The sequence below is a fragment of the Streptomyces sp. NPDC040610 genome, assembly GCF_055594065.1.
This window is the reverse complement of the sequence record NZ_JBVIXA010000006.1, coordinates 167,563-180,871: the sequence shown is the minus strand read 5'-3', so window position 1 is coordinate 180,871 and position 13,309 is coordinate 167,563. Positions and strand designations below refer to the sequence as shown.

At 70.6% G+C, this 13,309-nt stretch carries 12 protein-coding genes; all 12 read left to right on the top strand.

Features of this window, described 5'->3' with window-relative positions; genetic code table 11:
- The first annotated feature begins 281 nt into the window (after nt 1-281).
- The 12 genes from ACZ6AA_RS22180 to ACZ6AA_RS22125 all read left to right on the top strand — a co-directional run bounded on the left by ACZ6AA_RS22180 (nt 282) and on the right by ACZ6AA_RS22125 (nt 13,302).
- A complete protein-coding gene (locus tag ACZ6AA_RS22180) occupies nt 282-830 on the top strand; it encodes a LemA family protein (RefSeq protein WP_468480709.1) in 549 nt (182 codons plus the stop codon).
- Nucleotides 831-1,284: 454 nt separating this feature from the next.
- On the top strand, nt 1,285-2,133 hold the full coding sequence (gene pdxS, locus ACZ6AA_RS22175; RefSeq protein WP_468453501.1) for a pyridoxal 5'-phosphate synthase lyase subunit PdxS: 849 nt from the start codon (nt 1,285-1,287) through the stop codon (nt 2,131-2,133).
- Nucleotides 2,134-2,136: 3 nt separating this feature from the next.
- Entirely contained in the window at nt 2,137-2,745 is a 609-nt protein-coding gene (pdxT, locus tag ACZ6AA_RS22170) for a pyridoxal 5'-phosphate synthase glutaminase subunit PdxT (RefSeq protein ID WP_468453215.1), read from the top strand.
- Between the two features lie 46 nt (nt 2,746-2,791).
- Complete coding sequence (locus ACZ6AA_RS22165) at nt 2,792-3,544, top strand: YebC/PmpR family DNA-binding transcriptional regulator (RefSeq protein WP_030360509.1); 753 nt, start codon at nt 2,792-2,794, stop codon at nt 3,542-3,544.
- A gap of 117 nt (nt 3,545-3,661) precedes the next feature.
- Complete coding sequence (ruvC, locus tag ACZ6AA_RS22160; RefSeq protein ID WP_468453503.1) at nt 3,662-4,300, top strand: crossover junction endodeoxyribonuclease RuvC; 639 nt, start codon at nt 3,662-3,664, stop codon at nt 4,298-4,300.
- Nucleotides 4,297-4,905 (top strand): Holliday junction branch migration protein RuvA, encoded by a 609-nt coding sequence (ruvA, locus tag ACZ6AA_RS22155; RefSeq protein ID WP_471459570.1) that lies wholly within the window; start codon nt 4,297-4,299, stop codon nt 4,903-4,905. The genes ruvC and ruvA overlap by 4 nt, the downstream gene beginning before the upstream one ends.
- A 129-nt stretch (nt 4,906-5,034) precedes the next feature.
- A complete protein-coding gene (gene ruvB / locus ACZ6AA_RS22150) occupies nt 5,035-6,108 on the top strand; it encodes a Holliday junction branch migration DNA helicase RuvB (RefSeq protein ID WP_030360506.1) in 1,074 nt (357 codons plus the stop codon).
- A gap of 177 nt (nt 6,109-6,285) precedes the next feature.
- Complete coding sequence (gene yajC / locus ACZ6AA_RS22145; protein ID WP_468453220.1) at nt 6,286-6,768, top strand: preprotein translocase subunit YajC; 483 nt, start codon at nt 6,286-6,288, stop codon at nt 6,766-6,768.
- Between the two features lie 186 nt (nt 6,769-6,954).
- Nucleotides 6,955-8,790 (top strand): protein translocase subunit SecD, encoded by a 1,836-nt coding sequence (gene secD, locus ACZ6AA_RS22140; RefSeq protein ID WP_471459567.1) that lies wholly within the window; start codon nt 6,955-6,957, stop codon nt 8,788-8,790.
- Nucleotide 8,791: 1 nt separating this feature from the next.
- Nucleotides 8,792-9,925: a protein translocase subunit SecF gene (gene secF, locus ACZ6AA_RS22135; RefSeq protein WP_468480713.1), complete on the top strand. Its 1,134-nt coding sequence runs from the start codon at nt 8,792-8,794 to the stop codon at nt 9,923-9,925.
- Nucleotides 9,922-10,470, top strand: a complete 549-nt coding sequence (locus ACZ6AA_RS22130) for an adenine phosphoribosyltransferase (RefSeq protein ID WP_468453226.1) — start codon at nt 9,922-9,924, stop codon at nt 10,468-10,470. Before secF ends, ACZ6AA_RS22130 begins: the two co-directional genes overlap by 4 nt.
- Nucleotides 10,471-10,710: 240 nt before the next feature.
- Complete coding sequence (locus ACZ6AA_RS22125) at nt 10,711-13,302, top strand: RelA/SpoT family protein (protein ID WP_468453228.1); 2,592 nt, start codon at nt 10,711-10,713, stop codon at nt 13,300-13,302.
- The last annotated feature ends 7 nt before the right edge of the window (nt 13,303-13,309 follow it).

Below are 13,309 nucleotides of genomic sequence, written 5' to 3'. Positions count from 1 at the left end.
GGCAATTTCAGCCCGTCCGGCGCTTGAGGACGAGGCCGAAGGCCGACAACCCCCCACCGGCGGACAGGGACAATTCAGCCCGTCCGGCGTTTGAGGACGAGGCCGAAGGCCGACAACCCCCCACCGGCGGACAGGGACAATTCAGCCCGTCCGGCGCTTGAGGACGAGGCCGAAGGCCGATCGACGGCGCCCCCGGCGGACGGGCACCCCGGGGCCAACCCGGGGCGGAGCCCGACCAGCCCCCGCCGTCCCCAGCGCCCCCGCCGGGTACCTTTGCGGCCGTGACCTCCACGTTGATCTGGATCGCCGTCGCCCTCTTCGCGATCGGCCTGTACCTGAGCTGGACCGCGGGACGCCTCGACCGGCTGCACGCGCGCATCGACGCGGCCCGCGCCGCCCTCGACGCGCAACTGCTGCGCCGCGCCTCGGTGACCCAGGAGGTGGCCACCTCCGGCGTGCTCGACCCGGCGGCGTCCATCGTCCTGTACGAGGCGGCGCACGCGGCCCGGCAGGCGGAGGAGGAGCATCGGGAGGTCGCCGAGAGCGAGCTGAGCCAGGCGCTGCGGGCGGTCTTCGAGGACGTGGGCCAGGTCGAGGCCCTACGGGAGGCCCCGGGCGGCGAGGGGGCCGCGATCGAGCTGGCCCAGGCGGTCCGCCGGGTCCCCATGGCCCGCCGCTTCCACAACGACGCCGTACGCGCCGCCCGCGCCCTGCGCCGCCACCGCAAGGTCCGCTGGTTCCGGCTCGCCGGACACGCCCCGTTCCCCATGGCCTTCGAGATGGACGACGTGGCCCCTGAGGCTCTGGCGGACCGGCCCGGGGCCACCTAGACGCGCAGGCCGCGAAGGGAGCGTCAGACGGCCCGTCCAGGCCGCCCTGGCGCCGTCGAGGTCGGCCGGACCCAGCCCCGTCAGGGCTGCCCGAGCACGCCCGCGCCCGCCGCACCTCGCCCCGGGATCGAGCACGTGACGTACCGAATCACCCCGGTAACGCACCGAAAACGATCCACAGCCTCACCATTGGCCCTTGCTGTGGCCTGGTCCGGAGACGTTTCCTCGGTACAGCGGAAACGCGACGGAAGCCAGACCGGGCCGGAACGGAAGAGGCGGGAAGCCACCCTTCCGCGTGCCCGGGCCACGGCTTCCCGAAGCCCCGGCTCCCTCAAGCCCCGGCTTCCCAAGCCACAGCCTTCTTTCCCGAGTGAGGTCACCCGTGTCCAGCACGCTCCCCAGCACCAACCAGGCCGCCACCCCCGCGACCGGCACCGCCCGCGTGAAGCGCGGCATGGCCGAGCAGCTCAAGGGCGGCGTGATCATGGACGTCGTGACGCCGGAGCAGGCGAAGATCGCCGAGGACGCCGGCGCCGTCGCCGTCATGGCCCTGGAGCGGGTCCCGGCCGACATCCGCAAGGACGGCGGTGTGGCCCGGATGTCCGACCCGGACATGATCGAGGGCATCATCGAGGCCGTGTCGATCCCGGTGATGGCCAAGTCCCGCATCGGCCACTTCGTGGAGGCCCAGGTCCTGCAGTCCCTCGGCGTCGACTACATCGACGAGTCCGAGGTCCTGACCCCGGCCGACGAGGTCAACCACAGCGACAAGTTCGCGTTCACGACCCCCTTCGTGTGCGGCGCCACCAACCTCGGCGAGGCCCTGCGCCGCATCGCCGAGGGCGCGGCCATGATCCGCTCCAAGGGCGAGGCCGGCACCGGCAACGTCGTCGAGGCCGTCCGCCACCTGCGCCAGATCAAGAACGAGATCGCCAAGCTGCGCGGCTTCGACAACAACGAGCTGTACGCCGCGGCCAAGGAGCTGCGCGCCCCGTACGAGCTGGTCAAGGAGGTCTCCGAGCTGGGCAAGCTGCCGGTGGTCCTCTTCTCCGCCGGTGGTGTCGCGACCCCCGCCGACGCCGCGCTGATGCGCCAGCTCGGCGCCGAGGGCGTCTTCGTGGGCTCCGGCATCTTCAAGTCCGGCGACCCGGCCAAGCGCGCCGCCGCCATCGTGAAGGCCACCACCTTCTTCGACGACCCGAAGATCGTCGCGGACGCGTCCCGCAACCTCGGCGAGGCCATGGTCGGCATCAACTGCGACACCCTGCCCGAGGCCGAGCGCTACGCCAACCGCGGCTGGTAACCCATGAACGACACCCCCGTGATCGGCGTCCTGGCCCTCCAGGGCGACGTACGGGAGCACCTTGTCGCCCTGGCCACGGCGGACGCCGTGGCCAGGCCGGTGCGGCGCCCCGAAGAACTCGCCGAGGTGGACGGCCTGGTCATCCCCGGCGGCGAGTCGACCACCATCTCCAAGCTGGCAGCGCTCTTCGGCCTGCTCGAACCGCTCCGCGCGCGCGTGCGTGACGGCATGCCGGTCTACGGCACCTGCGCGGGCATGATCATGCTCGCCGACAAGATCCTCGACCCGCGTTCGGGGCAGGAGACGGTCGGCGGCATCGACATGATCGTGCGCCGCAACGCCTTCGGGCGGCAGAACGAGTCCTTCGAAGCGGCCGTCGACATCAAGGGCGTCGCGGGGGACCCTGTGGAGGGCGTCTTCATCCGCGCCCCGTGGGTGGAGTCGGTCGGCGCCGACGTCGACGTGCTCGCCGAGCACGAGGGCCACATCGTCGCCGTACGCCAGGGCGACGTGCTCGCCACGTCCTTCCACCCCGAGCTGACGGGCGACCACAGGGTGCACGCTCTGTTCGTCGACATGGTGCGGGCGAAGCAGGCGCCGCGGTCCTTGTAGGATCTCTGGCGTTCGTACTGGTTGGTTACGCGAAGGAGACAGGCAGATGTCCGGCCACTCTAAATGGGCTACGACGAAGCACAAGAAGGCCGTGATCGACGCCAAGCGCGGCAAGCTCTTCGCGAAGATGATCAAGAACATCGAGGTCGCGGCCCGCACGGGCGGCGCCGACGTGTCCGGCAACCCGACCCTCTTCGACGCCATCCAGAAGGCCAAGAAGAGCTCGGTGCCGAACAAGAACATCGACTCCGCGGTCAAGCGCGGCGCCGGTCTCGAAGCCGGTGGCGCCGACTACGAGACGATCATGTACGAGGGCTACGGCCCCAACGGCGTCGCGGTGCTCATCGAGTGTCTGACCGACAACCGCAACCGCGCGGCCTCCGACGTGCGCGTCGCGATGACCCGCAACGGCGGCTCCATGGCCGACCCGGGCTCCGTGTCGTACCTCTTCAACCGCAAGGGTGTCGTGATCGTCCCCAAGGGCGAGCTGACCGAGGACGACGTCCTGACGGCCGTGCTGGACGCCGGTGCCGAAGAGGTCAACGACCTGGGCGAGTCCTTCGAGGTGCTCAGCGAGGCCACCGACCTGGTCGCGGTGCGCACCGCGCTCCAGGAGGCCGGCATCGACTACGACTCGGCCGACGCCAACTTCGTCCCGACCATGCAGGTCGAGCTGGACGAGGAGGGCGCCCGCAAGATCTTCAAGCTCATCGACGCCCTGGAGGACAGCGACGACGTGCAGAACGTCTTCGCCAACTTCGACGTCTCCGACGACGTCATGGCCAAGGTCGACGCCTGAGCCGCACACCACGGCAACGGGCGAACGGGCCGACGGGACACACCCCGTCGGCCCGTCGCTTTGTCAGTGGCACCCGATAGCCTGCACAAACAGGCGATCGAAGAGGGGGAGGCGGAGTTGCGGGTACTTGGGGTGGACCCCGGGCTCACCCGGTGCGGCGTCGGTGTCGTCGAAGGCGTCGCGGGCCGCCCGTTGACCATGCGCGGCGTCGGCGTCGTTCGCACCCCCGCGGACGCCGAGCTGGGCCTCCGCCTCGTCGCCATCGAGCAGGGCATCGAGGAGTGGCTCGACCAGCACCGGCCCGAAGTCCTCGCCGTGGAGCGCGTGTTCAGCCAGCACAACGTGCGTACGGTCATGGGCACCGCCCAGGCAAGCGCCGTCGCCATGCTGTGCGCCTCACGCCGCGGCATCCCCGTCGCCCTGCACACCCCCAGCGAGGTCAAGGCCGCCGTCACCGGCAGCGGACGCGCGGACAAGGCCCAGGTCGGCGCGATGGTGACGCGCCTGCTTCGGCTGGACGCACCGCCCAAGCCCGCCGACGCGGCCGACGCCCTCGCCCTCGCCATCTGCCACATCTGGCGCGCCCCCGCGCAGAACCGCCTCCAGCAGGCCGTGGCCCAGAACCGCCTCCAGCAGGCGACCGCCCGGCACGCCCAGCAGCTCCAGCGGGCCGAGCACGCCCAGCAGCTCCAGCGGGCCCGCCCCGCCCAGCAGACACAGCAAGCCCAGCAAGCACCGAAAGGCCGTACGCCATGATCGCCTTCGTGAGCGGCCCGGTCGCCGCCCTCGCCCCGGACGCCGCCGTGGTCGAAGTGGGGGGCATCGGCATGGCCGTCCAGTGCACGCCGAACACCCTCTCCACGCTCCGCGTCGGCCAGCAGACCAAGCTCGCCACCTCCCTGGTCGTGCGCGAGGACTCCCTCACGCTGTACGGCTTCGCGGACGACGACGAGCGCCAGACCTTCGAACTGCTCCAGACCGCGAGCGGCGTCGGCCCCCGGCTCGCGCAGGCGATGCTCGCCGTGCACAACCCGGACGCGCTGCGCCGCGCGGTCTCCACGGGCGACGAGAAGTCCCTCACCGCCGTGCCCGGCATCGGCAAGAAGGGCGCCCAGAAGCTGCTCCTCGAGCTGAAGGACCGCCTCGGCGAGCCGCTCGGCACCGGCGGCCCCGCCATCGGCGCCCCCGTCACCCAGGGCTGGCGCGACCAACTGCACGCCGCCCTGATCGGCCTCGGGTACGCGACGCGCGAGGCCGACGAGGCCGTCACCGCCGTCGCCCCGCAGGCGGAGGCCATGGAGTCGCCGCAGGTGGGCCAGCTCCTGAAGGCCGCGCTCCAGACCCTGAACCGCACCCGCTAGGCACCAGCACTTCCGCACTCGCCAGCCACCCGCACCACCGCACCTGCCAGCCACCCGCACCTCCGCACCCGCCAGCCACCCGCACCTCCGCACCCACCAGCCCCCGAACCGCATCGCGAGGCACACCGCATGAACTGGGACGACACGACCGACGACGCTGCCGGTGCGGCCGAGCGACTGGTCGGTGCGTCCGCCGACGGCGAGGACCAGGCCGTCGAGGCCGCCCTGCGCCCCAAGGACCTGGGCGAGTTCATCGGCCAGGAGAAGGTCAGGGAGCAGCTCGACCTGGTCCTGCGCGCCGCCCGCGCGCGCGGCGCCACCGCCGACCACGTGCTGCTCTCCGGCGCCCCCGGCCTCGGCAAGACCACCCTCTCGATGATCATCGCCGCCGAGATGGGCGCCCCGATCCGCATCACCAGCGGCCCGGCCATCCAGCACGCGGGCGACCTCGCCGCGATCCTGTCCTCCCTCCAGGAGGGCGAGGTCCTCTTCCTCGACGAGATCCACCGCATGTCGCGGCCCGCCGAGGAAATGCTGTACATGGCCATGGAGGACTTCCGCGTCGACGTGATCGTCGGCAAGGGCCCCGGCGCCACGGCCATCCCGCTCGAACTGCCGCCCTTCACACTCGTCGGCGCCACCACGCGCGCGGGCCTGCTTCCGCCGCCCCTGCGCGACCGCTTCGGCTTCACGGCCCACATGGAGTTCTACGAACCCGCCGAGCTGGAGCGCGTGATCCACCGCTCCGCGAACCTGCTCGACGTGGCCATCGACACCGACGGCGCCGCCGAGATCGCGGGCCGCTCCCGCGGCACCCCCCGCATCGCCAACCGCCTGCTGCGCCGCGTGCGCGACTACGCCCAGGTCAAGGCCGACGGCGTGATCAACCGCGAGATCGCGGGCGCGGCCCTGAGCGTGTACGAGGTCGACGCCCGTGGCCTCGACCGCCTGGACCGCGCGGTCCTCGAAGCCCTCCTGAAGCTGTTCGGCGGCGGCCCCGTCGGCCTGTCCACCCTCGCCGTCGCGGTGGGGGAGGAGCGGGAGACCGTCGAGGAGGTGGCCGAGCCCTTCCTCGTCCGGGAGGGGCTGCTCGCTAGGACGCCCAGGGGCCGGGTGGGGACACCCGCGGCATGGGCCCATCTGGGTCTCGTACCGCCCCGGCAGGGAGCGGGAACTGGACAACAGGACTTGTTCGGGTCGTGACCTGACGCGCGGCGGCGCGGAGAGTCGCACCATCCGGAACTGCGGTGCCATGCTGAGCGTTGTTCGTATGGTGCGGACTCGCTTAGACTCCGCCGATGCCGCCCTTGTGGGCGGCGCCGCCCACCCCCATCCATCAGGCCGCTCAAGAACGCGGTCGTGCGAAGGAAACTCCGTCCCGTGAATATCGTGACCCTCCTCCCCTTCATCGTGCTCATCGGGGCCATGTTCCTGATGACCCGGTCCGCCAAGCGGAAGCAGCAGGCGGCCGCCCAGATGCGCAACGAGATGACGCCTGGCACCGGCATCCGCACGATCGGAGGCATGTACGCCACCGTCAAGGAGGTCCACGACGACGCGGTCCTCCTCGAGGTCGCCCCCGGCGTCCACGCGGTGTACGCGAAGAACTCCATCGGCGCCGTCCTCGACGACGACGAGTACAACCGCATCGTTCACGGCACCGAGGACGACCTGAAGTCCGACGACGCCCCCGTGGTGCCCGACGACGCCTCCTCCCTCACCGAGACCGACGAGGCCGCGGACGCTTCGGACGACTCGCGCATCGACCTCGGCAAGAAGGACACGGCCGACACGGTCGACGAGGCCCCCGAGGCCGCGGACGCAGAGCCGAAGAAGACCGACGGCGAGTCCGGCGCGAAGTAGTCACGGCCGGGGGCCGGACCTGCGCCCGCTCGCGCATCGCGGCCCCCGCCCCAGGTGATTTCGCGCCGCGTCTCGACACAACTTCATGGCCGCCCGCCCGGGGCCCCTTCCGCTCAGGCCTCCGCTCAGCGCAGGTGACGAGGAGGCACCCCGCAGGCCGGACGGTTGGACAGGGAGAACGAGAAGGTGGCAGCACCCAAGAAGGGCCGTAGGCAGGCCGCCCAGGGGAAACCGGGCCGCACCCTGGTCCTGATCATGATCGCCCTGGTGGCGCTCACCGGAGGGATGTTCCTCTCCGGGCACACCACCCCCCGCCTGGGCATCGACCTCGCCGGGGGTACGAGCATCACGCTCGAGGCGAAGAACGAGCCGGGCCAGAAGAACGCGATCAACCAGACCAACCTGAACACGGCTGTTGACATCATCAACAACCGTGTCAACGGTCTGGGTGTCTCCGAAGCCGAGGTGCAGACCCAGGGCGACCGGAACATCATCGTCAACATCCCCAAGGGCACCAACGCCAAGCAGGCACGGGAGCAGGTCGGCACGACCGCTCAGCTCTACTTCCGGCCCGTCCTCGCCCAGCAGCCCAGCACCGGCCCGGGCGAGAAGCCGAAGCCGAAGCCGTCGTCCTCCGACAAGGACGGCAAGGGCGACCAGGGCGACAAGGGCACGGGCGGCGACAAGGGCGACAAGTCCAAGGAGAGCGAGAAGCCCCAGGACAAGGCGACCACGCCGACCGGGACGCCGACGACCCAGGGCCGTTCCGTCACCGACGGCCTGAAGGACGAGCCCACCCCGTCCGGGACGCCCACGGGCGACGCCAAGGACAAGGGCGACCAGGGCGACAAGGGCAAGGACGACGGCAAGAAGGCCCCGACGCCGCCGGCCGACCCCACGGCCAAGCTCCAGGAGCAGTTCGCCAAGCTCGACTGCACCGACAAGACGGCGCGTCTGAAGGTCAAGGAGGGCGTCAAGCCCACCGACCCGGTCGTGGCCTGCGGCAAGAGCGGCGACGGCAAGGGCTGGGACAAGTTCATCCTCGGACCCTCTGAGGTCAACGGCAAGGAGGTCGATGACGCGAAGGCCGTCTACGACACCCAGGGTGCCGCTGGCTGGAAGGTCACGATGAAGTTCTCCGGCAAGGGCACGAAGCAGTTCGGTGACATCACCGGCAAGCTCGCCAGCAAGCAGCCGCCGCAGAACGAGTTCGGCATCGTCATGGACGGCGAGGTCGTCTCCGCTCCGTACGTGCGGCAGGCGCTGACCTCCGGTGAGGCCGAGATCTCCGGCAGCTTCACCCAGGACGAGGCCAAGGACCTGGCCAACATCCTGTCGTACGGCGCGCTCCCGCTGACCTTCAAGGAGCAGAGCGTCACCACGGTCAGCGCGGCCCTCGGCGGCGAGCAGCTGCGCGCCGGCCTCATCGCCGGTGCCATCGGCCTCGCGCTCGTCATCATCTACCTGGTGGCGTACTACCGCGGCCTGGCCTTCATCGCCATCGCGTCCCTCGGTGTCTCCGCGGCACTGACGTACACGATCATGACGCTGCTCGGCCCGACGATTAAGTTCGCGCTGAACCTGCCCGCGGTCTGTGGTGCCATCGTCGCCATCGGTATCACCGCCGACTCGTTCATCGTCTACTTCGAACGCATAAGGGACGAGATCCGCGAGGGCCGCACGCTGCGGCCCGCCGTCGAGCGTGCCTGGCCGCGGGCCCGGCGCACCATCCTGGTGTCCGACTTCGTGTCCTTCCTCGCCGCCGCGGTGCTCTTCGTGGTCACCGTGGGCAAGGTCCAGGGCTTCGCGTTCACGCTGGGTCTGACCACGCTGCTCGACGTCGTCGTGGTGTTCTTCTTCACCAAGCCACTGATGACGATCATGGCCCGCAAGAAGTTCTTCGCGGGCGGCGGCAAGTGGTCCGGCCTCGACCCGAAGCGTCTCGGCGCCAAGCCGCCGCTGCGCCGCTCGCGCGCCGCCGCGACCGCCGCCCCCGTCGACTCGACCCCGAAGGAGGCGTGAGATGTCGAAACTTGGAGATCTCGGCGCCCGGCTCTACCGCGGCGAGGTCGGCTACGACTTCGTCGGCAAGCGCAAGATCTGGTACGGCATCTCGATCCTGATCACCATCACGGCCATCGTCGGCCTGGCGGTGCGCGGCCTGAACATGGGCATCGAGTTCGAGGGCGGCGCCGTCTTCAACACGCCGAAGACCAGCGTGTCGGTCGCCAAGGCGGAAGAGGTCGCGGAAGAGGCCTCCGGCCACGACGCGCTCGTGCAGAAGCTCGGCAACGACACCCTGCGCATCCAGATCGCCGGTGTGGACACCGACAAGTCCGACCAGGTCAAGGCCGAGCTCGCCCAGAAGCTCGACATGAAGGCCGACGACATCAACGCCGACCTCGTGGGCCCGAGTTGGGGTGAACAGATCGCCAACAAGGCCTGGCAAGGCCTGGCGATCTTCATGGTCCTGGTCGTGATCTACCTGGCGATCGCCTTCGAGTGGCGCATGGCGCTCGCCGCCCTGATCGCGCTCATCCACGACATCACCATCACCGTGGGTGTGTACGCCCTCGTGGGCTTCGAGGTCACACCGGGCACGGTGATCGGTCTGCTGACCATCCTCGGTTATTCGCTGTACGACACGGTCGTGGTCTTCGACAGCCTCAAGGAACAGTCGAAGGACCTCGCCAAGCAGACCCGCTTCACCTACAGCGAGGTCGCCAACCGCTCGATCAACAGCACGCTGGTGCGCTCCATCAACACCACGGTGGTGGCGCTCCTGCCGGTCGCCGGCCTGCTGTTCATCGGCGGCGGCTTCCTCGGCGCGGGCATGCTGAACGACATCTCGCTGTCGCTGTTCGTCGGCCTCGCCGCGGGCGCGTACTCCTCGATCTTCATCGCGACCCCGCTGGTCGCCGATCTCAAGGAGACCGAGCCGCAGATGAAGGCGCTCAAGAAGCGGGTGCTCGCCAAGCGCAGGGCGGCCGCGGCCAAGGGCGAGTCCGCCGAGGCCCCGGTCTCCGCGGACGAGACCCCGCAGGACGCGGAGCCCGACGAGGACTCCGCCCCCGCCGTGGTCGGCCCGCGCTCGGGTCCCCGTGCGCAGCCCGCCCGCAACCGCGGCCGCGGCCGCCCGTCGGGGAAGCGCCGATGACCGAGCTCGTCGACGTCAACGCGCTGCTCCTGAGCCGCATCCGTGACGTGCCGGACTACCCCGAGCCCGGCGTGCTGTTCAAGGACATCACGCCGCTGCTCGCGGACCCGGCCGCGTTCACCGCTCTGACCGGCGCCCTCGCCGACCTGAGCGTGCGGCACGGGGCCACCAAGGTCGTGGGTCTGGAGGCGCGCGGGTTCATCCTGGGCGCCCCGGTCGCGCTGAAGGCCGGGGTCGGCTTCATCCCCGTACGCAAGGCGGGCAAGCTCCCCGGGGCGACCCTCAGCCAGCGCTACGACCTGGAGTACGGCAGCGCGGAGATCGAGGTGCACGCCGAGGACCTGGCCGCGGGCGACCGCGTCATGGTCATCGACGACGTCCTCGCCACCGGCGGCACCGCCGAGGCCTCGCTGCGGCTCATCCGCCGTGCCGGGGCCGAGGTGGCCGGGGTGGCGGTCCTGATGGAGCTGGGCTTCCTGAACGGCCGCGAGCGGCTGAATCCCGTTCTGGACGGCGCGCCCCTGGAGGCCCTGCTCACGGTCTGAGGACCCGGGAGAGGGCGACAGAGGCCCTGAAGGGAGTGCCCGGCCGCGGCGGCCGGTGCGGGGCACTCCAGCACCACGAAGCGGCGACAGAGGCGGGCCCGGCGGAATCCGGCGCCCGCCTCTGGTGTTTCTCCAGTACAGAGCCGTCTCACCGGCCGAGGGCGAGCCGTCGGCCCAGGATCGATACCATGGGCACTTCGGGACCTCACCGGGGGACCCGATCGCGCACAGGGAGCGCTCTTGCCAGACGAGTCCCAGCCACTTGCCGCCGCCAAGTCCGCCAAGGCCGCCGAGCGGGCCGCGGCGCCCGCAGGCGCGCCCGCGAAGAAGGCACCGAGCGCGCCCGGCGGGACGTCCGCACAGGGCGAGCAGGGCGCGCCGCGACCGGCCGAGACGCGGTCGGCCGAGCAGACCCGCCCCAAGCCGCCGGCCGAGCCCCAGCCCGCCCCGCCGGTGCCCGCCGCCCCGCCGGTCCGCCCGCCCTCCGGCCGCACCCCCGCCCCGAGCAAGCCCCCCGCCGGCGGCAAGGCCGAGCGCTCCGGATCCTCCAACCGCGTGCGCGCCCGCCTGGCCCGCCTCGGCGTCCAGCGCTCCAACCCGTACAACCCGGTTCTGGAGCCGCTGCTTCGCATAGTGCGGAGCAACGACCCGAAGATCGAGACCGCGACGCTCCGCCAGATCGAGCGCGCCTACCAGGTCGCCGAGCGCTGGCACCGCGGCCAGAAGCGCAAGAGCGGCGACCCGTACATCACGCACCCCCTCGCCGTCACCACCATCCTCGCCGAGCTCGGCATGGACCCCGCGACCCTGATGGCGGGCCTCCTGCACGACACCGTCGAGGACACCGAGTACGGTCTGGACACCCTGCGCCGCGACTTCGGCGACCAGGTCGCCCTGCTCGTCGACGGCGTCACCAAGCTCGACAAGGTCAAGTTCGGCGAGGCCGCGCAGGCCGAGACCGTGCGCAAGATGGTCGTCGCCATGGCCAAGGACCCCCGCGTCCTGGTCATCAAGCTCGCCGACCGCCTGCACAACATGCGCACGATGCGCTATCTCAAGCGCGAGAAGCAGGAGAAGAAGGCCCGCGAGACGCTGGAGATCTACGCTCCGCTGGCGCACCGCCTGGGCATGAACACCATCAAGTGGGAGCTGGAGGACCTCGCCTTCGCGATCCTCTACCCCAAGATGTACGACGAGATCGTGCGTCTGGTGGCCGAGCGCGCCCCCAAGCGCGACGAGTACCTGGCCATAGTGACCGACGAGGTCCAGGCCGACCTGCGCGCCGCCCGCATCAAGGCCACCGTCACCGGGCGGCCCAAGCACTACTACAGCGTCTACCAGAAGATGATCGTCCGCGGCCGTGACTTCGCGGAGATCTACGACCTGGTCGGCATCCGCGTCCTCGTGGACACCGTCCGCGACTGCTACGCGGCGCTCGGCACCGTCCACGCGCGATGGAACCCGGTCCCCGGCCGGTTCAAGGACTACATCGCGATGCCGAAGTTCAACATGTACCAGTCGCTGCACACGACGGTCATCGGCCCCAACGGCAAGCCCGTCGAGCTGCAGATCCGCACGTTCGACATGCACCGCCGCGCCGAGTACGGCATCGCCGCGCACTGGAAGTACAAGCAGGAGGCCGTCGCCGGTGCCTCCAAGGTGCGCACCGACGTGCCGAAGAAGACCGGCAAGGACGACCACCTCAACGACATGGCGTGGCTGCGCCAGCTCCTGGACTGGCAGAAGGAGACCGAGGACCCCAGCGAGTTCCTGGAGTCCCTGCGCTTCGACCTGTCGCGCAACGAGGTCTTCGTCTTCACGCCGAAGGGCGACGTCATCGCGCTCCCCGCAGGCGCGACCCCGGTCGACTTCTCGTACGCGGTGCACACCGAGGTCGGCCACCGCACCATAGGCGCCCGGGTCAACGGACGGCTCGTGCCGCTCGAATCGACCCTGGACAACGGCGACCTGGTGGAGGTCTTCACCTCCAAGGCCGCGGGCGCGGGACCCTCCCGGGACTGGCTCGGCTTCGTCAAGTCGCCGCGGGCCCGCAACAAGATCCGCGCCTGGTTCTCCAAGGAGCGCCGCGAGGAGGCCATCGAGCAGGGCAAGGACGCCATCGCGCGTGCCATGCGCAAGCAGAACCTGCCGATCCAGCGCATCCTCACCGGCGACTCCCTGGTCACCCTCGCGCACGAGATGCGCTACCCCGACATCTCCTCGCTGTACGCGGCGATCGGCGAGGGCCACGTCACCGCGCAGAGCGTCGTGCAGAAACTCGTCCAGGCGCTCGGCGGCGAGGAGGCCGCCAACGAGGACATCGCCGAGAGCGCGCCGCCCTCGCGCAGCCGCTCCAAGCGCCGTTCCAACGCCGACCCCGGAGTCGTCGTCAAGGGCGTCGACGACGTGTGGGTCAAGCTGGCCCGCTGCTGCACGCCGGTGCCGGGCGACCCGATCATCGGCTTCGTCACGCGCGGCAGTGGCGTATCGGTTCACCGCAGCGACTGCGTGAACGTGGACTCGCTGTCCCGTGAGCCGGAGCGCATCCTCGAGGTCGAGTGGGCGCCCACGCAGTCGTCGGTCTTCCTGGTGGCCATCCAGGTGGAGGCCCTGGACCGCTCCCGGCTGCTCTCGGACGTCACGCGCATCCTCTCCGACCAGCACGTCAACATCCTGTCCGCGGCCGTGCAGACCTCCCGCGACCGGGTCGCCACCTCCCGCTTCACCTTCGAGATGGGCGACCCCAAGCACCTGGGCCACGTGCTCAAGGCGGTCAGGGGAGTCGAGGGCGTGTACGACGTGTACCGGGTGACGTCGGCGCGCAGGCCGTAGAGGCGGC

Bases quoted from the DNA above. Each gene is read 5' to 3' on its own strand.
- pdxS (WP_468453501.1), top strand. From the start codon at position 1,285: ATGGCCGAGCAGCTCAAGGGCGGCGTGATCATGGACGTCGTGACGCCG.
- pdxT (WP_468453215.1), top strand. From the start codon at position 2,137: ATGAACGACACCCCCGTGATCGGCGTCCTGGCCCTCCAGGGCGACGTA.
- ACZ6AA_RS22165 (WP_030360509.1), top strand. From the start codon at position 2,792: ATGTCCGGCCACTCTAAATGGGCTACGACGAAGCACAAGAAGGCCGTG.
- ruvA (WP_471459570.1), top strand. From the start codon at position 4,297: ATGATCGCCTTCGTGAGCGGCCCGGTCGCCGCCCTCGCCCCGGACGCC.
- ruvB (WP_030360506.1), top strand. From the start codon at position 5,035: ATGAACTGGGACGACACGACCGACGACGCTGCCGGTGCGGCCGAGCGA.
- secF (WP_468480713.1), top strand. From the start codon at position 8,792: ATGTCGAAACTTGGAGATCTCGGCGCCCGGCTCTACCGCGGCGAGGTC.
- ACZ6AA_RS22130 (WP_468453226.1), top strand. From the start codon at position 9,922: ATGACCGAGCTCGTCGACGTCAACGCGCTGCTCCTGAGCCGCATCCGT.